Source organism: Pseudomonas tructae, assembly GCF_004214895.1.
Classification (GTDB): domain Bacteria; phylum Pseudomonadota; class Gammaproteobacteria; order Pseudomonadales; family Pseudomonadaceae; genus Aquipseudomonas; species Aquipseudomonas tructae.
Window position 1 is genome coordinate 3,963,599 of the sequence record NZ_CP035952.1, and the last position, 22,487, is coordinate 3,986,085.

3 protein-coding genes are annotated in these 22,487 nt (G+C 66.0%); all 3 read right to left on the bottom strand.

The genetic code is table 11. From position 1 onward, the window contains the following. The 3 genes from EXN22_RS18125 to EXN22_RS18135 are packed head-to-tail and all read right to left on the bottom strand — an operon-like array spanning position 1 to position 22,289. Positions 1-11,106 carry a non-ribosomal peptide synthase/polyketide synthase gene (locus EXN22_RS18125; RefSeq protein WP_130265363.1) on the bottom strand — a complete coding sequence of 3,702 codons (11,106 nt, stop codon included), beginning with the start codon at positions 11,104-11,106 and terminating at the stop codon, positions 1-3. 1 nt (position 11,107) lies between these two features. Next, positions 11,108-14,467: a non-ribosomal peptide synthetase gene (locus EXN22_RS18130; protein ID WP_130265364.1), complete on the bottom strand. Its 3,360-nt coding sequence runs from the start codon at positions 14,465-14,467 to the stop codon at positions 11,108-11,110. Further along, complete coding sequence (locus tag EXN22_RS18135) at positions 14,460-22,289, bottom strand: non-ribosomal peptide synthetase (protein WP_130265365.1); 7,830 nt, start codon at positions 22,287-22,289, stop codon at positions 14,460-14,462. Before EXN22_RS18135 ends, EXN22_RS18130 begins: the two co-directional genes overlap by 8 nt. Positions 22,290-22,487: the final 198 nt, after the last annotated feature.

Here is a 22,487-nt window from a genome sequence, read left to right on the forward strand (position 1 = left end):
TCAAGAAATTAGCTGTTCCAGCTCATCTCCTGATAAACGTTTAAGGGCCTCCAAAGATTTAGCCAATTCGTCCTGAAGCGGTGAATGGGCGGTTTTCGCTGCCTGCACCTGGTCGCAGAAGGCGTCCAGGCGCGTGGCGGTGAACACCGATTTGAGCTCGACCTCCACACCCAGTTGCTCGCGCACCCGGGCAATCAGCTGGGTCGCCAGCAACGAATGCCCGCCGAGGCTGAAGAAGTCGTCGTCCAGACCGACCTGTTCCACCCCCAGCAGCTGCGCCCAGACGGCCGCCACCTGGCACTCCAGCTCGGTTTGCGGAGCGCGGAAACTGCGCATCGCCAACAGTGCTTCAATGCCCGGCAAGGCCCGGCGTTCAAGCTTGCCGTTGGCGCTCAGCGGCATTTGCTCGATAAACAGCAGATGCGTCGGCACCATGTAGTCCGGCAGGTTGCGCAGCAGGCTGGCCTTGAGCTGATCGCGCAACGCTGCCTGCGACTGGGCATCCGCCGTCAGCACCGCGGCATCGCTGGGCACCAGGTAACCCACCAGTTGCAGACCGCCCACACCCTCGACCGCCAGCACCACCGCCTCGCGCACCTCAGCCAGCTCCAGCAGGCGCGCCTCGATCTCGCCCAGCTCGATACGCAGGCCGCGAATCTTCACCTGGTGGTCGATACGCCCGGCGTACTCGATCACCCCGTCCGGCCGTTGTCGGGCCAGGTCGCCGGTGCGGTACAGGCGCTGGCCGGCCACGAACGGGCTGGCCACGAAACGCTCGGCGGTCAGCCCCGGACGACGGTGGTAACCGCGCGCCAGGCCTTCACCGGTCAGGTACAGCTCACCGATCACCCCTACCGCCACCGGTTCCAGGTCGGCGCTGAGCACATAGGTGCCAAGGTTGGCGATCGGCTCACCGATCGGCACGCTGTCGGCGCCTTCGTCGCGGCAGGTCCAGTGGGTGACGTCGATGGCCGCCTCGGTCGGGCCATAGAGGTTGTACAACCCGGCTTGCGGCAACTTGGCGAACACCTGCTGCTGGGCATCCACCGGCAAGGCCTCGCCACTGCAGACGATGCGCTTGAGCCCCGTGCACTGACCAACCTGCTCATCGAGCAGGAACGCCTGCAGCATCGACGGCACAAAATGCAGTGTGCTTACGTCGTGCTGCTGGATCAGGCTCACCAGCCGCGCCGGGTCACGGTGATCGCCCGGACCGGCAATGGCCAGGCGTGCGCCGGTCATCAGCGGCCAGAAGAACTCCCACACCGACACGTCGAAGCTGAACGGAGTCTTCTGCAGCACCGTGTCGCTGGCGTCCAGGCCATAGGCCTGTTGCATCCAGCACAACCGGTTGGTCAGCGCCGCGTGACGGTTGCCGGCGCCCTTGGGCTTGCCGGTGGAGCCGGAGGTGTAGATCACGTAGGCGAGGTTTTCGGCAGCCACCGCCACCTCGGGATTGTCTTCGGCGTAGCCGTCCAGGGCCTCTTCGAGCAGCAGGACCTTGAGCCCGGCTGGCAGCGGCAACTGCTCGCGCAGCGGCGCCTGGGTCAGCAGCAAGGCAATGCCGCTGTCCTCGAACATGTAGGCCAGGCGTTCCTGCGGGTACTCAGGATCGAGCGGCACATAGGCGCCACCGGCCTTGAGCACCGCCAGCAGGCCGATGACCATCTCCAGGCTGCGTTCGGCGGCAATACCGACCAGCACATCGGCGCCCACGCCCTGCTCGATCAGGCGGTGCGCCAGGCGGTTGGCCCGGGCGTTGAGCTGGGCGTAGCTGAGCACCTGCTCGCCGAACAGCAATGCCGGTGCCTGGGGCGTGCGTGCCACCTGGGCTTCGATCAGGTGCTGGATGCTCTGCTCCAGCGGGTAGCGGGTGGCGGTGGCGTTCCAGTCATAGAGGCTGCGCTGGCGCTCCTGGGCATCGAGCATCGGCAGCTCGGCGACCGGCTGCGCCGGGTCGGCGACGATGGCCGCCAGCAGGTTCTGCCAGTGCCGGGCCAGGCGTTCGATACGGGCGGCGTCGAACAGGTCGGTGGCATAGGTGAAGGCCGCCGCCAGCTGCTGGCCGGCTTCGAAGGTTTCCAGGGTCAGGTCGAACTGGGCCGTCTGCTGGTCGCGTAACAGACCCTGGATTTCCAGCCCCGGCAATTCACGGGTGACCCGCTCGGCACGGCCTTCGCTCTGGTGGTTGAACATCACCTGGAACAGCGGGCTGTGGCCCAGGCTGCGTTCCGGCTGCAGGGCTTCGACCAGTTGCTCGAACGGCAAATCTTGATGGGCCTGGGCGTCCAGGGCATGGCGTTTGACCTGGGCCAGCAACTGGCGGAAGGTCGGGCCCTCGTCAAAGCTCGCCTGCAGCACCTGGGTATTGACGAAGAAGCCAATCAGCCGCTCGGTGTCCAGACGGTTGCGGTTGGCATTGGCGACCCCGACCCGGATATCGTCTTGCCCGCTGTAGCGATGCAGCAATACTTGCAGCGATGCCAACAGCAGCATGTACAGGGTCACCCCTTCACACCGGGCCAGGGCCGTCAATTGCGCAGCCAGCGCCTCGCTCAATTGCACGGCCTGGCGGGCGCCACGGTAGGACTGGCGCGCCGGCCGCGGCCGGTCGCTGGGCAACTGCAGCACCGGGTGTGGTGCTGGCAGTTGCGCAGTCCAGTAATCCAGTTGGCGCTGGCGCTCGCCTGCATCCATCCACTGGCGCTGCCAGTTGGCGAAGTCGGCGTAGCCAATCGGCAATGCCGGCAACGCCACTTCCTGCCCCAGGCTGTAGCCGGCATACAGTTGCACCAGCTCATCGATCATCACCTGCACCGACCAGCCATCACAGATGATGTGGTGCTGCACGATTAGCAGCACATGATCGTCCGCCGTCAGTTGCAGCAGCTTGACCCGCAGCAGCGGCCCTTGGCGCAGGTCGAACAGCGAGCGGACCTCACGATCGATGAAGGCGTCGATCTGCGCATCGCGCCCAGCCTCATCGGGTACATCCAGGTGCAGCGTTTGCACGGCGATGTGCAGTTGCTGGTGAACCACCTGCAACACGCGCTCAGCGTCTTCGGCGAAGACCGTGCGCAAGCTCGCATGGCGTGCCACCAAGGTGTCGAAGCTGCGCTGCAGGGCCACTTCATCCAGCGCGCCACGCAGGCGCAAGGCGCTGGGAACATGGTAGGCAGTGCTGTCCGGCTGCAATTGCCAGAGGAACCATTGCCGCTCCTGGGCATAGGACAGCAGTAGCGGCTGGTCCGCCGCCAGCGCCTGCAGTGGCGGCGCCTGGGTGCCTGTGCTGGCATCCAGGGCCTGGACAAACCCGGCCAGCACGCTGTGCTCGAACAGTAACTTGAGCGGCACCTCGCACTTGAGCGCATGGCGCACCCGCGAAATGGCCTGGGTGGCCAGCAGCGAGTGGCCACCCAGGGCAAAGAAATCATCATCCAGGCCGACCTGGGGCTGATCGAGCACGGCCTGCCAGATGGCTGCGACCTGCTGCTCCAGCGCCGAGCCGGGCGCACGGAACGGGCGCGGCTCACTGGCCAGTTCCTGGCGAGGCAAGGCCTTGCGATCAAGCTTGCCATTGGGCGTCAGCGGCAAGCGTTCGAGGAACAGCCATTGCACCGGCACCATGTAGTCCGGCAGGCGCTCCAGAAGCTGCGCCGCCAGCATCTCGCCCAAGCGTTGCTGTTCGCTGCTGTTGCCAGGCGGAGCCTGGTGGGCAACCACATAACCCACCAGGCGCATGCCACCCTGCCCTTCCACGGCCAGCACGGCGGCGTCGCGCACCGCTGGCTGGGCCAGCAGCGCCGCCTCGATTTCACCCAGTTCGATACGCAAGCCGCGCACCTTGACTTGATGGTCGAGGCGGCCGATGTACTCGAGCACGCCGTCGTGGTGGTAGCGACCCAAATCGCCTGTGCGGTACAAGCGCTCGCCTGTGGCCGAGTACGGATCGGGGACGAAGCGTTCGGCGGTCAGTGACGGCCGCTCGAAGTAGCCGCGCGCAAGGCCGCTGCCACCAATCAGCATCTCACCACTGACCCCGGCCGGCACCGGCAACAGGTCGTCACCCAGCAAGTAGAACGCGGTGTTATCGATCGGTCGGCCCAGCCACGGTGTGGGGTGTTCTGCGCTTAGCACATGCAGGGCCGACCAGATGGTGGTCTCGGTGGGACCGTACAGGTTCCAGACCCCGGCGCCGACATCCAGCATGCGCTCGGCCAGGGCTTTGGGCAGGGCTTCGCCGCCGCAGAGCAGGCGGCACTTGGCAAGGCTGGCACTGCGCGGGTTGTCCAGGAGCATGCGCCAGGACGAAGGCGTGGCCTGCACCAGGGTAACGCCCTGGTTCTGGATCACCTCAAGCAGCGCGTCAGAATCATGCAGCACCGCTTCGTCGATCAGCACCACGCTGGCACCGACGACCAGCGGGGCATAGATTTCCAGGCCGAAGATGTCGAACGAGAAGGTGGTCAGCGACAGCATGCGGTCTGCGGCGCAAAAACCCGGTTCCCGGATCATGCTGGCAATGAAGTTGGCCAGGGCGCCGTGGCGCACCATCACCCCCTTGGGCTTGCCGGTGGAACCGGAGGTATAGATGACGTAGGCCAGGTCTTGGGCATCGACCGCCACCGCAGGCAGGGTGTCGGCGTAGCCGGCCAGCCATTGCTGCCGGTGGTCCAGCGCCAGCGCCCGAACCTTCGCCGGCACCGGCAGACGCTCAAGCACCTGGCTGTGGCTCAACAGCAGGTCCATGCCGCTGTCCGTCATCATGTAGGCCAGGCGCTCCTCGGGGTAGCTTGGGTCCAGCGGCACATAGGCGGCACCCGCCTTGAGCACCGCCAGCAAGGCGACGATCATGTCCGGGCCACGCTCAAGGGCAATGCCCACCCGCTGCCCGGCCCGCGCGCCCAACTCGAGCAGCTTGTGCGCCAGCTGGTTGGCCTGGCGTTCGAGGGCCTGGTAACTGAGCTGCTGGCCCGCGAAGATCAAGGCCGGCGCCTGCGGCGCATGGGCGGCACGGGCTGCGATCAATTGCTGCACCGGGGTGTCGAGCGGGTACTCACGGGCTGTGGCATTCCACTGGCCGAGCATGCGCTGTTGTTCCTCGGCCGCCAGCATGGGCACCTCGCCCAACGCTGCGAGGGGCGCGGTAATCATGCCCACTAGCAGGTTTTCCAGGTGCTGCGCCAGCTGGGCAATGGTTGCCGCGTCAAAGTGCTGCTGCCCATAGCGGTACTGGATCGACAGGCGCTCACCCAGCTCCACCATCAGCGTCAGCGGGTAGTTGGTCTGCTCATGGTTACGCGGCTCGCCAAAGCGCAGGCCCTGGGGCGCAGCCTGTTGCAGCGCCTCGGCGACCGGATAGCTTTCGAACACCAGGATGCTGTCGAACAGCGCACCACCGCCCTGCCCGGCCCAGCGCTGGATCTCGAACAACGGCGTGTGTTCATGCTCACGCAGGGCCAGGTTGCAGCGCTGCACGTCTTGTAACCAGCTGGCCACCGACTGCTGCGGCTGTGGCGCGGCTATCACCGGCAAGGTGTTGATGAACAGGCCGATCTGCTGCTCGACACCACGCAGCTGCGCGGGACGTCCGGCCACCGTGGCGCCGAACGCCACGCTCGGCTGGCCGGTATAGCGCTGCAACAGGAGCAACCAGGCGGCCTGGACCAGGGTATTGACGGTGACTTTCTGCTGCCGGGCGAATTCGCCCAGGGCGGCTGCACGGTCCAGGGTCCTGAGGTACTCGCCCTGGCCGTCCGGCGCTTGGCCATCGGCCTGCCTGGCGATGGCCTGGGCCAGGCTGGTCGGTGCTGCCAGGGCCGCGGTCTGCTCGCGCCAGAAGGCGTGGCTGGCCGCAGCATCCTGGGCCTGCAACCAGGCGATGTAGTCGCTGTAGCGAACACTGGCTGTCGCCTGGGGTTGCCCGGCATAGTGCTGGAGCACTTCGCCGAGCAGCTGCGAACTGCTCCAGCCATCCATGAGGATGTGGTGGTGGGTGTAGATCAGGTGGTGACGCTCTGCCCCGCAACGCACCAGACGCACACGCAGCAGCGGCGCCTGGGCCAGGTCGAAGCCCTGCTCGCGCTCGGCCAGGGCCAGTGCGTCGAGCGCGGCATCAAGGTCACGGTGCTGACGCATGTCCTGCACAACAAAAGGCACGCGCACCTGGCGTCGGACGAACTGCAGCGGCTGGTTCAGCTCGCCCTGCCAGAGGAAACCGCTGCGCAGGCTGTCGTGACGGTCGACGGCCGCCTGCCAGGCGGCCTGGAAGCGGGCCACGTCGAGGCCATCGATGTCCACCCGCAGTTGATTGATGTAGTTGCCCGCGGCTTGCTCATACAACGAGTGGAACAGCATGCCTTGCTGCATGGGCGCCAGGGTGAACAGCTCTTCGAGCTCACGCGCCGGTACCGGCAAGGCATCCAGCTGGCCTTGGCTCAGCCCGGCCAGGGGGAAGTCACTCGGGGTGCTGCCGGCATTGTCGTGCTGGCAGCAGTGTTCGATGGTTGCCACCAGCGCCTGCCGGTAAGCCTCGGCCAGGGCCTCGATGGTCCCCGGGGCGAACATGGCCTGGCTGAAGGTCCAGTTCAGGGTCAGCTCGCCGCCATACACCTGGCCACTGAGCGACAGCCAGTTGGCCAGCGGCGCCGCGTCATGCTGATCGTCACCGGCAGACTCTGCCGAAGGCGTGAACAGCGCTCCCTGGTGCTCGCCAAAGCTGTTGTCGAACTGCCCCAGGTAGTTAAAGGTGATCCGCGGCTGCGGCAACGCCGCAAGCTCGGCGCGAACCTGGTCGTCGCCCAGGTAGCGCAAGGCGGCGTAGCCGATACCGTGGTTGGCGACACTGCGCAGTTGTTCCTTGACCGCCTTGAGGCTGCTGGCCAGGTCGTCCTCGACCGTCAGCTTGACCGGGTACAGGCTGGTGAACCAGCCGACGCTGCGGGTCAGGTCGATGTCGTCGAACAGCGCCTCGCGGCCATGGCCTTCCAGCTGTACCAGCACCTGCGCCTGCCCCGTCCAGCGGGCGACCACCCGCGCCAGGGCCGTCAGCAGCAGGTCGTTGACCTGGGTACGGTAGGCTGATGGCGCGCTCTGCAACAGTTGCCGGGTCAGGTCGGCATCCAGACGGGTCTGCACATGCCTGGCATCACGGTTGAGCGCCACCGCCTGCGGCGTGTCGCACGGCAGGCCGGCCGGTGCATCGGCCAGCCAGCGTCGCCAGAACTGACGCTCCTGCTGCAACGCCGGGTCACGGGCATAGGCTTGCAAGCGCCGCGCCCAGGTCTGCAGCGAACTGGTCTTGGCGGGCAACTGCAAGGCCTGCCCGGCCAGTTGCTGGTTGCACAGGGTTTGCAGGTCTTCGAGCAACACCCGCCAGGACACACCGTCCACCGCCAGGTGATGAATGATCAGGATCAAGCGCTGGCTGCCATCGGCCAGGGTCGCTAACAGCGCCCTGAGCAACGGGCCGTGTTGCAGGTCAAGGCTGGCCTGGGCCTGGTTGGCCAACTGCAACAGGGCTTGCCCCTCGACTACACCAACATCGCGCAGCATGGGCTGTTCGGCCGCCGCCAGGTCGGCGTGGCTGGCCAGCCAGTCACCGTCGTGCTGGACGAAGCGCAGGCGCAAGGCATCATGATGCGCCACCAGCACAGCCAGGGCCCGTTCGAGCATCGGCGCTGGCACACTGCGGGTCAGGCGCAGCGAGACCGACTGGTTCCAGTGATGCTGGCTGCTGCTGACCGTCTCGAAGAACACCCGCTGGAACGGCAGCAATGGCAGGTCGCCCTGCACCGGCCCCTGGTCGATCGTCAACTGGCCGTCATCGAGGCTGGCCACTGTGGCCAGGCCCTGCACGGTCTGGTGCTGGAACAGCGCCTTGGGGGTAAAGCGAATACCGGCCGCACGGGCACGACTGACCACCTGGATGGAAATGATCGAGTCGCCACCGAGTTCGAAGAAGTTGTCGGTCAACCCGATGCGTTCACGCTTGAGCACCTCTTGCCAGATGGCAGCGATACGCTGCTCCAGTTCACTGCGGGGGGCCACGTAGGTTTGCTGCACCTGAGCCAGGTCCAGCGCGGGCAAGGCCCGGCGTTCAAGCTTGCCGTTGGCGCTCAAGGGCATCTGCTCGATAAACAGCAGGTGCGCCGGCACCATGTAGTCCGGCAGGTTGCGCAGCAGGCTGGCCTTGAGCTGGTCGCGCAACGCTGCCTGCGCCTGGGCATCCGCCGTCAGCAGCGCGGCATCGCTGGGCACCAGGTAACCCACCAATTGCAGACCGCCCACACCCTCGACCGCCAGCACCACCGCCTCGCGCACCTCGGCCAGCTCCAGCAGGCGCGCCTCGATCTCGCCCAGTTCGATACGCAGGCCACGGATCTTCACCTGGTGGTCGATACGCCCGGCGTACTCGATCACCCCGTCCGGCCGTTGTCGGGCCAGGTCGCCGGTGCGGTACAGGCGCTGGCCGGCCACGAACGGGCTGGCCACGAAACGCTCGGCGGTCAGCCCCGGACGACGGTGGTAACCGCGCGCCAGGCCTTCGCCGGTCAGGTACAGCTCACCGATCACCCCTACCGCCACCGGTTCCAGGTCGGCGCTGAGCACATAGGTGCCAAGGTTGGCGATCGGTTCACCGATCGGCACGCTGTCGGCGCCTTCATCGCGGCAGGTCCAGTGGGTGACGTCGATGGCCGCCTCGGTCGGGCCATACAGGTTGTACAACCCGGCTTGCGGCAGCTTGGCGAACACCTGCTGCTGGGCATCCACCGGCAAGGCCTCGCCACTGCAGACGATGCGCTTGAGCCCCGAGCACTGGCCGACCTGCTCATCGAGCAGGAACGCCTGCAGCATCGACGGCACAAAGTGCAGCGTGCTTACGTTGTGCTGCTGGATCAGGCTCACCAGCCGCGCCGGGTCACGGTGATCGCCCGGACCGGCAATGGCCAGGCGCGCGCCGGTCATCAGCGGCCAGAAGAACTCCCACACCGACACGTCGAAGCTGAACGGGGTTTTCTGCAGCACCGTGTCGCTGGCGTCCAGGCCATAGGCCTGTTGCATCCAGCACAGCCGGTTGGTCAGCGCCGCGTGACGGTTGCCGGCGCCCTTGGGCTTGCCGGTGGAGCCGGAGGTGTAGATCACGTAGGCGAGGTTTTCGGCAGCCACCGCCACCTCGGGATTGTCTTCGGCGTAGCCGTCCAGGGCCTCTTCGAGCAGCAGGACCTTGAGCCCGGCCGGCAGCGGCAACTGCTCGCACAGCGGCGCCTGGGTCAGCAGCAAGGCAATGCCGCTGTCCTCGAACATGTAGGCCAGGCGTTCCTGCGGATACTCAGGATCGAGCGGCACATAGGCGCCACCGGCCTTGAGCACCGCCAGCAGGCCGATGACCATCTCCAGGCTGCGCTCGGCGGCGATGCCGACCAGCACATCGGCGCCCACGCCCTGCTCGATCAGGCGGTGCGCCAGGCGGTTGGCCCGGGTATTGAGCTGGGCGTAGCTGAGCACCTGCTCGCCGAACAGCAATGCCGGTGCCTGGGGCGTGCGTGCCACCTGGGCTTCGATCAGGTGCTGGATGCTCTGCTCCAGCGGGTAGCGGGTGGCGGTGGCGTTCCAGTCATAGAGGCTGCGCTGGCGCTCCTGGGCATCGAGCATCGGCAGCTCGGCGACCGGCTGCCCCGGGTCGGCGACGATGGCCGCCAGCAGGTTCTGCCAGTGCCGGGCCAGGCGTTCGATACGGGCGGCGTCGAACAGGTCGGTGGCATAGCTCAGGGAACAGTCGAAGCCCTGCGCCGACTCCAGCACATCCAGGCTCAGGTCAAACTGCGCCGTGTGCGCTTGCCAGTCCAGCGCCTGGACCTGCAAGCCCTGAGGGGTCAGCAACGGCCCCGCCTGGCTGCGCCGATGGTTGAACATCACCTGGAACAGCGGGCTGTGACTGAGGCTGCGCTCCGGCTGCAGGGCCTCGACCAGTTGCTCGAACGGCAAATCCTGATGGGCCTGGGCGTCCAGGGCATGGCGTTTGACCTGGGCCAGCAACTGGCGGAAGGTCGAGCCGTCGTCAACGCGCGTCTGCATGACCTGGGTGTTGACGAAGAAGCCGATCAGCTGACGGGTTTCCACGCGGTTGCGGTTGGCCACCGGCACCCCGACCCGAATCGTCTCCTGACCGCTGTAGCGGTACAGCAAGGTCTGGAACGCTGCCAGCAGCAACATGAACGGGGTGACGTTTTCCTGCCTGGCCAACGCGTGCAACTGCAGCCCTAGCCGGGTATCAATGCGGATATCCTGGCGTGCCCCGCGAAAACTTTGCTGGGCCGGGCGCGGCCGATCGCTGGGCAGCTCCAGGGTTGCCGGCTCGTGACCCAGGTGCCGGGTCCAATAGGCCAGTTGGCGGTCCTTCTCCCCCGCCTCCATCCATTGGCGCTGCCAGATGGCGTAGTCGCCGTACTGGATTGGCAAGGCGGGCAGCTCGGGTGCCTGGCCCTGGCTGAAACCTGCATACAGTTGCACCAGCTCATCGACCATCACCGGCATCGAGGCGGCATCGCAGATGATGTGGTGCTGGGTCAGCACCAGGACGTGGTCGTGCGCCCCCAGGCGTAGCAGCTTGACCCGCAGCAGCGGACAACGCTGCAGATCGAACAACTGCCGGGTTTCGGCTTCGATAAAGGTTTCGATCCCCGTCGCCGTGGCCTGCTGTGCGCTGGCGGCGATGACCTGCAGGGTGACCTGTACCGAGCCACTGGCCTGGACCTGCTGCACCAGGCCATCGCTGCTTTCGACAAAGCAGGTGCGCAAGGTTTCGTGACGCACCAGCAAGGCATCGAAACTGCGCTGCAAGGCATCGATATCCAAGGCACCGTGTAAACGCAGGGCACACGGCACATGGTAGGCACTGCTGGCCGGGTCCAGTTGCCAGAGGAACCACTGGCGCTGCTGGGCATAGGACAGCGGCAGTTGCGCGAAGGCGTCCCGGCACACTGGAATCGGCAGGTTGGCCAGGCTCATGCCCTTGCTGGCCAGTTTTTCCAGGAAGGTCTGGCGCTGCGCCAGCGGCAAGCGGATAAAACGCTGAACCAGCGAGGTGTTGTCCATCTGTGCCATTTCAGTTGGCCTCCAGTTCGGCGAGCAAGTCATGCAGGTCGCTCAGGTCTTCTTGCCCATTGACGTTAAGGCAGCGCTCTACGGCGTCTGCGTAATCCCTCAGCGAAGCGGCCATGAACAGCTGCTCCAGCGGCACGCTGACGCCCAACTGCAACTGCACCTGGGCCGTCACTTGAGTGGCCAGCAGCGAATGCCCGCCGATTTCGAAGAAGTTGTCATCCAGGCCCACCTGCTCAAGTTTGAGCACCTCCTGCCACAACGCCGCGAGCTGGCCCTGCAGCTCGGTTTGGGCGGCGACGTAGCGCGCTTGCTCGGCAGGCTGCGGGTCGGGCAGCGCCTTGCGATCAAGCTTGCCGTTGGGGGTCAGCGGCAACTGTTCGAGCAGTACCCAGTGCGCGGGGATCATGTAGTGGGCCAGCGACTGCTTGAGCGCCGCCTTGATTGCGTCGCGCAACTGCCCTTGCGCCGTCGCGTCCAGGCTGGCCTGGCGCGGCACGATATAGCCGACCAGTTGCGTACCGCTGTCCAGGGCCCTGGCGACCACCACAGCATCACGCACCGGCTCGAGCGCCTGCAGGCGCGCCTCGATCTCGCCCAGCTCGATGCGAAAACCACGAACCTTGACCTGATGATCCACCCGGCCCAGGTAGTCGATGACCCCGTCTTCGCGTTGACGCACCAGGTCACCACTGCGGTAGAGCCGTGCACCGTTGCTGCTGAACGGGTCCGGGACGAAACGTTCGGCAGTCAGCGCCGGACGCTGCAGGTAGCCGCGGGCAACGCCCTGCCCGCCCAGGTACAGCTCGGCAGGATGGCCGCACGGCACCTGTTGCAGGTTGGCATCGAGCACGTAGGCGCTGCGATCGCCCACGCAGCTGCCGATCGGCGCATAGGCCGCCTGGCAACGGGCCTGGGCATCGGCCTTCCAGAGCAGCGGGGTGACCACGGTTTCGGTCGGCCCATAGCCGTTGATGATGTACTGCGGGCGCAGTGCGCGTCGGGCCTGCTCGAAGCTGGCCTCGGGCACTGCGTCGCCGCCAAAGCAATAGATGCGCACCGGTGGCGGGTTACCGTCGCGTTCGGCATGCTCGGCCAGCTGTTGCAGATAGGCCGGCGGGAACGCGGCAACGCTGACGCCATGGCGATGCATCTGTTGGTAGGTCTGCGCTGGCGTCCACAGGCTGTCGTCACGGATCAGCAGGCGGCCGCCATGGCTCAAGGTGGTCAGCCAGCGCTCATGGGCACCATCGAAGGCGAACGACATGAAATGCAGCTCGCAGTCGGCCGGGCTCATGGCGTAACGCTCGCCAATCGCCTGGCAGTGCATGGCCAGCGGTCCGTGGGTCACGGCAACCCCTTTGGGTTGGCCGGTGGAGCCTGAGGTGTAGATCACATAGGCCAGGTTGTCGCCGTGCAGTGTGACCACTGGCGGTGTCGCCGGCAGGTGTTGCACATCAAGCTGATCGAGCACCAGCACGGCGGCCTGTGGCAGCGCCGGCAACTGCGCCTGCAGGCTCGACTGGGTCAGCAGCACGCCCATGGCGCAATCGTTGATCAGGTATTCCAGGCGCTGGCGCGGGTACTGCGGATCGATCGGTACATAGGCGGCGCCAGCCTTGAGCACCGCCAGCAAGGCGACCATCATGTCCAGGCCACGCTCAAGCACCACCGCGACCCGCACCTCGGGCCCCGCCCCGCGCGCCACCAGCTCGTGAGCCAGGCGGTTGGCCTGCTGGTCGAGCTGCGCAAAGCTCATCTGCTGCTGGGCAAACACCAGCGCCACGGCCTCTGGCGTGCGCTCGGCGAAGTCCTCGATACGCTGGTGAATCAAGCGCTGCAGCGGGTAGACCGGGGGGCTGTTCCACTGCGCAAAGCGCAGGATTTCATCGTCTTCGAGCAGCGCCAATTGGCCGATTGGCTGCCCGGGGGCTGCCACCAGGGCCTTGAGCAACTGCTGCCAATGAGCGGCCATGCGTGCCATGCGCGCCGCATCGAACAGGTCGGTGGCGTACACCAGTGCCGCCTGCACACCATCAGCCTGTTCGGTGGTATTGAGGGTCAGGTCGAAATGGGTTTCGTGGCTGGCCCAACTGATGTTCTCCAGGCTCAACCCTGCCAGCCCCTGCGCAGGGACTGCGCCCTGGTCATCGACCTGATGGTTGAACATGACCTGGAACAACGGGTTGACACTCAGGCTGCGCTCGGGCTGCAAGGCCTCGACCAGTTGCTCGAACGGCAGGTCCTGGTGGCTCTGGGCCTGGTGCGCGCGCTCGGCGACCTGTTGCAGCAGCGCATTGAACGGCAGGCTCGGCTCAAGCTCGGCGCGCATGACCTGGGTGTTGACGAAAAAGCCGATCAGCGCCTCGGTTTCTTCACGGTTGCGGTTGGCCACCGGGACCCCGACGCGGATGTCGTTCTGGCCGCTGTAGCGGTGCAACAACACCTGCAAGGCGGCCAGCAGGAGCATGAACAAACTGACATTGGCGTCCTGGGCCAGGCGCCGGAGCGCATGGGTCAGCTCGCCATCGAGCTGGAAGTCCAGGCGCGCGCCGCGAAAACTCTGCTGCCCCGGGCGCGGGCGGTCGGCCGGCAGTTCCAGCACTGGCTGCACGCCCCCCAATTGCCCGGTCCAGTAGTCCAGTTGCCGTTGCCCTTCACCGGCGGCCAGCCACTGGCGTTGCCAGGCGGCAAAATCCCGGTACTCGATGGCCGCTACGGGCAGCGCCAGGGTGCGACCCTCGACCTGAGCGGCGTAATGGCCCATCAGCTCGCTGACCAGCAGGTTCATCGACCAGCCGTCGGCGATGATATGGTGCAAGGTCAGGACCAGCACGTGGTCATCCTCGGCCACCTGCAGCAGGCGCGCACGGATCAGCGGATCCTGGCGCAAGTCGAACGGCCGACGGACCTCGGCACGCACCCGCTCGACCAGTTCGGCCTGCACATCGCCGCCGGTGCTGACGAAGGTCTCGCGGCTCAGGCAGCCCGGCAACGCTTGTCGTACCTGCTGCAGCACCGCTTCACCCTGCTGCACGAAGGCTGTGCGCAGGCTGCTGTGGCGCTGCACCAGCAACGCCAGGCTGCGCTCCAGGGCCAAGGGCTGAAAACCGCCTTTGAGGCGCAAGGCCGTGGCGATGTTATAGCCACTGCCCTGAGGGTCCAACTGCCAGAGGAACCATTGCCGCTGCTGGGCAAACGACAATGCCAGCGGCCCCTGTTCACTGGCCGGGATGATCGGCAGACGCTCGACCTTGACCCCGGCCTGGCGCAGTTTGGCAAACAGTTGCTGACGCTTGTGGCTGTCGAGACCGCGAATGCGTTCGACCATTTCCTGCATCCGCCCTTGGCCTTGATCAAGCATTGTGTTCCTCCAGTTCGTCGAGCGCGCCGAAAATCAGGTCGAGCTCCAGCGCCTGGCCGTCTTCGCCCAGGGATTGCTGTAAATGATTGGCCAGCGCCTCGAGACGGCGCAGGCGATGAAATTCCTTGAGCGTTACATCCAGGCCCAACTGGCTGCGCAAACGCGATTGCAGCATCACCAGGTGCAGCGAATGACCGCCCAGTTCAAAGAAGTCGTCGTCCAGGCCGACCTGCGGCACCTGCAGCAGCGCCTGCCAGATATCGGCCAGTTGCACCTGCAGCTCGCTGTGCGGCGCCCGGTAGCTTCGCGCCGGGAGCGCGTCATTGGCGGGCAGGGCCTTGCGGTCGAGCTTGCCGTTGGCGGTCAGCGGCAGGCGTTCAAGCACATGCCAGTGCGAAGGCTGCATGTACTCGGGCAAGCTCTGGGCCAGAGCCTGGCGCAGAGCATCGGGCGCCAGGCTGGCAGCGTCCGCCGGCACCACATAAGCCACCAGTTGCGGTCCGCCCGAGCCGGGCAAGGCCAGCACCAGCGCATCGGCCACCGAGGGCTGGCGCAACAGTTGCGCCTGGATCTCGCCGGTCTCGATGCGATAGCCGCGAATCTTCACTTGCTGGTCACTGCGCCCGCTGTAGAACAGCTGCCCGGCTTCGCCGTAGTGGCCCAGGTCGCCGGTGCGGTAGAGCCGCGCACCGGGTTCTTCAGCATGCGGATCGGGTACGAAGCGCTCGGCTGTAAGCCCGGGGCGCCGATGATAACCGCGGGCCAAGCAACGGCCGGCAATGCACAGTTCGCCGACGACGCCGTCTGGCAGGCACTGTAAATGGCTGCCGAGCACCTGCACGCGGACGTTGTCGATTGGCCGGCCAATGGCTGCCATCAACGGCTGGGCAGCGTTGTCGATGACCTGGCAGGTCACCTCGATGGTGGCCTCGGTCGGCCCATAGAGGTTGACGATCGGCCCCGACCAGTGCTGGCGTACCTGGTTGACCAGTGCACCACTCAGGGCCTCGCCGCCGACCATCAGGTAACGCAGGCAGCTCATGTTCTGCGCCGTGGCATTGCCCAGCAGCGCCTGCAGCAACGACGGCGCCGCCTGCACCACGCTGATCTGCAGCGCCTGCACCTGCGCCCACAGGCGCGACATGTCGCTGGCCAGTTGCGGCTCGGCGATCACCAACTGCGCCCCGCACATCAACGGCAGCCAGCACTCCCAGACCGACGCATCAAAACTCAGCGCGGTCTTCTGCAGAACCCGGTCACTGGCGTCCAACGGCAGGGTGCGCTGCATCCAGCGCATGTGGTTGGTCAAGGCCTGGTGACGCACCTGGACCCCTTTGGGCGTGCCGGTCGAGCCGGAGGTGTAGATCATGTACGCCAGGTGCTGCGCATCCAGCGCTACGCCCAGGTCGGCAATCGGCGGCCTGGGCGCACGGGCGTCGTCGAGCATCAGCACCTTGACCTGGGCCGGCACCTGCAACGCAACACCGGGACGGCTGAGCAACAGGCGCGCGTCGCTGTCGGCGAGCATGAAGTCGATCCGCGCCTGCGGGTAGTTCAGGTCCAGCGGCAGGTAAACGCCCCCGGCCTTGAGGATGGCCAGCAAACCGACGAGCATCTCCAGGCTGCGTTCAACCGCCAGCGCCACCACCACATCCGGCCCCACGCCAGCCTCGCGCAAGCGCAGCGCCAAGTGATTGGCCTGGGTATTGAGTTGCCCATAGCTCAGTTGCTCACCGGCAAACTCCAGGGCCGGAGCCTGCGGGTTGGCCAGTGCCTGGGCTTCGATCAGTTGATGGATGAAGCCCTCGTGCGCCGGCACCGCAGCCTCTGCCCCGGCCAGTTGCAGCACTTCGCCGCGCTGCCGGGCAGTGAGCATCGGCACCTCACCCAGGGCACGTTCGGCCGACTCGGCCAGCGCCATCAGCAACTGCTGGAAGTGCCCGGCCAGGGCGTGCAAGGCCTCGTCGCTGAACGCCTGGCAGGCATAGTTGTAATCGAGGCTGAGTTCATCGCCCAGGTTGACCGCCACCGACAACGGGTAATGGGTCTGCTCGTGGTTGTGCAGGGTGCCGAAGCGCGGCCCTTGCGCCTGCTCGAGGGCTTGGGCCAGGGGGTAGTTCTCGAACACCAGGATATGGTCGAACAGCGCCTCCTGTTGCCCGGCCCAACGCTGGATCTCGAACAAGGGCGTGTGCTCGTGTTCGCGCAGCTCAAGGTTCAGCGCCTGCACCGTGTGCAGCCACTGCGCCACGGTCTGCTCAGGAAGCGGGCTGGCAATGACCGGCAAGGTGTTGATAAACAGACCGACCTGCTGCTCCAGGCCCGGCAGCGCCATACTGCGACCGGCCACCGTGGCCCCGACCACGACGTTGCTGCGCCCGCTGTAATGCTGCAACAGCAGCAGCCAGGCGCCCTGGACCAGGGTGTTGAGGGTGACTTGCTGTTGCCGGGCAAACTGGCTCAGGCGCGCACTGTGCTCGACACCGATGGATTGGTGATAGTCGCCGCGCAGCGCGCTGTCGCGGTGTGCCCCGGGGACGTACTGGGCCAGGTACAAGGGGCCGTCCAGCGCCTGCAATTGTTGCGTCCAGAACTGCCTGGCCGCCTCGCTGTCGAGCTGCTGCAAGCGCTCGATGTAGTCACGGTAGCGGCTGGCCGGCCGCGCCGGCACCAGGCCGTGATAACGCTGCAACACCTCGGCCAGCACCCGGGCATTGCTCCAGCCATCCATGAGGATATGGTGATGGGTGTAGATAAGGTGATGGCGGCGCTCGGCGACGCGCACCAGCACCAGGTTCAGCAAGGGCGCCGCCTGCAAGTCGAAGCCCTGTTCGCGTTGCGCCAGGGCCTGAGCGTCCAGCAACCGGGCCAGGTCCGGCCTGTCGCGCCAGTCGTGTTCGAGCAGGCTCAGCGCGACCTGCTTGCGCACAAACTGCAAGGGTTGCTGCAACGGTTGCGCCAGCTCGCCTTGCCAGATAAAACCGCTGCGCAGGATATCGTGGGCCTGCAGTGTCGCCTCCCAGGCCTGATGCAGGCGTGCAGGTTCAAGATCGTCGACATCGACCCGCAACTGGTTGATGTAGGCGCTGCCCTGCTCGGCGTACAGGCCATGAAAAAGCATGCCCTGCTGCATGGGCGACAACGGATAGAGGTCGTCGACCAACCCGGGCAATGGCGCCAGTTCGTCGAGTTGGCGCTGGTCAAGCCCGGCCAGGGGGAAATCCGCAGGCGTGGGCTGCACGCTGTCCTGGCTGCAGCAATGCTCCACCAGTTGCAGCAGCTGCGCACCATAGGCATCGGCCAGGGCCTGGATGGTCGAGGTGTCGAACATGGCCTGGCTGAAGGTCAGCGACAGATTCAGTTGCCCGCCATAGACCTGACCTTCGACGCTGAGCCAGTTGGCCAGCGGGGCATCGGCGGCCTGGCTGGCTCCAGGGCTTTCCTTGGCCGGAACGAACATCGAGCGCTCATCGAACTGGCTGTCGAAACGCCCCAGGTAGTTGAAGGTAATTCGCGCCCGACCCGGGCTGTCCTTGAGCCTGGCTTGCACCTGGGCTGGCGTCAGATAGCGCAGCACGCCATAGCCCAGGCCGCGATCGGGCACCGCGCGCAACTGCTCCTTGATGCCTTTGATCGAGGCCGACAGCTGCGCCGCGGGCTGTAAACGCAGCGGGAACAGGCTGGTGAACCAACCCACTGTGCGCGTCAGGTCGATACCGGCGAACAGCTCTTCGCGGCCATGGCCTTCGAGCTCCACCAGCATGCTGTCTTCACCACTCCAGGCACACACCGCCCGGGCCAGGGCGGTCAGCAACAGGTCGTTGACCTGAGTGCGATAGGCGGCGGGAGCATCCTGCAGCAGGCGCCGGGTATTGGCGGCATCGAGGGTGAACGCGACTTTGCCGGCATCGCGGTTGCTCAGGCCGCCCTGGGGATTGTCACAGGGCAGGTCCAGCGCCTGCTCCAGTTGTGCTTGCCAGTAAGGCAACTGCTGCGCCGCACGCTCGGCGTAGTCGTGCAACTGCTCGGCCCAGGCCTGGTAGGCGCTGGTCTTGGCCAACTGCGGCGCCGCTTGCCCGGCCTGCAGGCGCGTGTAGAAGTGCTGCAGGTCTTCGAGCAGGATGCGCCACGACACCCCGTCCACCACCAGGTGGTGAATCACCACCAGCAAGCGCTGGCTGCCGTCGGCCAACTCCACCAGCATGGCGCGCAGCAGCGGCCCGTTGCCCAGGTCAAGGCTGCGTTGCGCCGCCTCGCACAGCTCGGCCAATGCCTGGGCGTCGGTTGCCTGGCGTAGCCACAGCAGGTCGTCGGCAGGTGCTTGAACGTGGTACTGGTGCCAGCCATCGGCAGTCTGTTCGAAGCGCAGGCGCAAGGCGTCGTGCTGCGCCAGCAGTTGCTGCAGCGCACTGTTCAACAGCGCCGGCAGCAGCGCCTGGCGCGGGGTCAGCAACAGCGACTGGTTCCAGTGGCTACGGCCGGCCATGGCCTGGGCAAAAAAGCCCTGCTGGACAGGCGTAAGCCGCACTTCACCGCTAACCCGCCCCTGCTCGGCCTCGACCTGCGCCTGTTGCCCGACCCAGGGCTCGAGGCTGCGCAGCGTCTGGTACTGGAACAGATCGCGCGGACTGAACTGCAAGCCGGCCTGACGGGCGCGGCTGACCACCTGAATGGCGATGATCGAATCGCCACCCAGAGCAAAAAAATTGTCATCCAGCCCGACCTGCTCAACCCCCAGCACAGCCTGCCAGATGGCCCCGAGCTGCTGTTGCAAGGCGCTCTGTGGCGCAGCATAGGCCACCTGGGCCTGGGCATCCGGCGCTGGCAGGGCCTTGCGGTCGAGTTTGCCGTTGGGGGTCAGCGGCAAGTGCTGCAGCGCCAGAAACTGGCTCGGCAGCATGAACTCGGGCAGAGCCAGCAGCAGCCAGTCCTTGAGCTGCTGCTGCCAGTCGGCGGGCGCCTGCTCGAGCACCAGGTAGCTGACCAGTTGCTTGCCGTTGTGCGCCAGTACCACCGCCTCGCGCACCAGCGCATGCTGGGCCAGGCGCGCCTCGATTTCCCCCAGTTCGATGCGCAGGCCACGGATCTTGACCTGATGATCGAAGCGCCCCTGGTACTCGATCACGCCGTTTTCGCGCTGGCGGACGCGGTCGCCGGTACGGTACAGGCGCTCGCCCGTGCCGAACGGGTCGACCACAAAGCGCTCGGCGGTCAGCCCCGGGCGCCGATGATAACCGCGGGCCAGGCCCTGCCCGCCCAGGTACAGCTCACCAGATACCCCTGGCGGTACGGGCGCAAGGCTGGCATCGAGAACCAGGGTTCGCAGGTTGGCGATCGGCAGACCGATCGGCACACTGTCCCGGCCCTCGTCGACGCAGCTCCAGTGGGTAACGTCGATGGCCGCCTCGGTGGGCCCGTAGAGGTTGTACAGCGCAGCCTGGGGCAGCCTGGCGAACACCTGCTGCTGGGCATCCACCGGCAGCGCCTCGCCACTGCAGACGATGCGTTTGAGGCTGTCGCAGCCCTCGACACCCGGCTCATGGATAAAGGCCTGGAGCATCGATGGCACAAAATGCAGGGTGGTGACCTGCATGCGTTCGATGCTGGCGATCAGACGCGCAGGCTCACGGTGCTCTCCCGGCGCCGCCACCGCCAGACGGGCTCCCGCCAGCAGCGGCCAGAAAAACTCCCAGACCGACACATCGAAACTGAACGGGGTCTTTTGCAGCACCGTGTCGCTGGCGTCCAGGCCGTAGGCCTGCTGCATCCAGCACAGGCGGTTGACCAGGGCCGCGTGGCTGTTGCCGGCACCCTTGGGGCGGCCGGTGGAGCCGGAGGTGTAGATCACGTAGGCCAGTTGCTGTGGGTCAATGAGCAACTGCGGATTAGCCGTGCTGTAGCCGCCCAGCCAGGCCCCGGCCTGGTCCAGCACCAGCACCTGTACCGCCTGCAGCGGCAGGCGCTCGGTCAGCGCCGCCTGGGTCAGTACCAGGCGCACGCCGCTGTCTTCGATCATGTAGGCCAGGCGCTCGGCCGGGTAGTCCGGATCGAACGGTACATAGGCAGCACCGGCCTTGAGGATCGCCAGCAGGCCGACGACCATCTCCACCGAGCGCTCGACGGCGATGCCGACCAGGCTGTCGGCACCGATGCCGGCCTCGATCAGGCAATGGGCAAGCTGGTTGGCGCGGGCGTTGAGTTCGGCATAGGTCAGGGTCTGCCCGGCAAACAGCAATGCTGTGGCATCGGGGCTGCGCTCGACCTGGGCTTCGATCAGCCGCTGCAGTGGTTGCTGCAACGGGTAGTCAACACCGGTGTCGTTCCAGTCGACGACGATCCGCTGCAGCTCGGGCGCATCGAGCATCGCCAGTTGTTCGAGAGGCAGCTCCGGCGCGGCCAGCATCGCACGCAGCAGGTTCAGCCAATGCCGGCCCATGCGCTCGATGGTTGACGCCTCGAACAAGTCGCTGGCGTAGGTCAGTGCAGCCTGCAACTGGCCACCCTGTTCGTAGGTGTCCAGGCTCAAGTCGAACTGAGTGGTACGGCTCTGCCAATCGACCTGGCTCATGTGCAAGCCACCGGCCAGCTTCAGCGTGGTGACGTCGGCAACCTGTGGCTGGTGGTTGTACATCACCTGGAACAGTGGCGTGTGGCTGAGGCTGCGCTCAAGATCAAACGCCTCGACCAGTTGCTCGAACGGCAGATCCTGGTGCGACTGAGCACCCAGTACGGTCTCCTTGACCGCTGCCAGCAACTGGCGCACGGTCATCTGAGCGTCGAGCTGATTGCGCAGCACCTGGGTGTTGACGAAGCAACCGATCAGGCCTTCGACCTCGCTGCGGTTGCGATTGGCAATCGGCACGCCGATGCGCAGGTCGCCCTGGCCGGTATAGCGGTACAAGAGAATGTTGAACGCGCTGAGCAGCAGCATGAACAGGGTCACCCCTTCGCGTCGCGCCCAGGCGCCCAGTGCCTCGGCCAGCGCCGGGTCCACGCTAAAGCGTTGGCGGGCGCCGCGATAGCTGGGTAGCGCCGGGCGCGAATGATCCAGCGGCAGTTCCAGCGGCGGATGCGCCTCGCCCAGCTTGGCGCGCCAGTATTCGAGCTGGCGCTCTTTCTCGCCGGCTTCCAGCCAGCAACGCTGCCACAGGGCATAGTCGCAGTACTGGATCGGCAGTGGCGCAAGCGTCGGCGCCTGGTTGCCCAGGTGCGCGGCATACAGCTGGCTGAACTCGTCGATCAACACGTTCATCGACCAGCCGTCAGACACGATGTGGTGCAGGGTCATCAGCAACACATGCTGGTCGGCCGCAAGCCTGAGCAGCAGCACCCGCAGCAAGGGCCCGCCCGTCAGGTCGAACGGCTGCAGCGACTGCGCCTGGGCCAACGCTCGCAGCCGTTGTTCACGCGCCTGCTCCGGCATGGCGCTCAGATCCAGATGCTCGACCTGTGGCCACTGCGGCGCCGGCAGCAAGGCGAGCCGCTCGTCGGCCTGCTGCACGAAGACACTGCGCAAGGTTTCGTGGCGTTGCACCAGGCTGGCAAAGGCCTGCTCCAGGGCCGTCACCTGCAATTGCCCCTGCAAGCGCACGGCACTGGGCAGGTTATAGGCAGCACTGGCAGGCTCGAGCTGCCACAGCAGCCACATGCGCTGCTGGGCATAAGACAGGCCGTCGCGCTCGGCCACCGGCACCTGCGCAGGGATCGGGAACTGGGCGAAGTCGACGCCCTCGCGACGCAGGCCCTGGAGGAAGATCCGGCGCTTTTCCAACGGCAACTCTATGAATCGGCGGGCAAGCTTGCGGGCATCTTCGGCATTCATCGACTTTCATCCATCCAGGGGAACAACGAGCCTGCAGGCCCGGTAGTTCCAGAAAAACGGATGACAGCGCCTGAAAATTAGCCGCGAGCGCGAGTTCCTCACAGGCCTTTGAAACATTTGCTTTCAACTAACCCTGCGGGTTTTACGATTCTCGTTCGTCTTATCTATTGCAGTCCCAAGGCTGAGCATTGGCTCGAC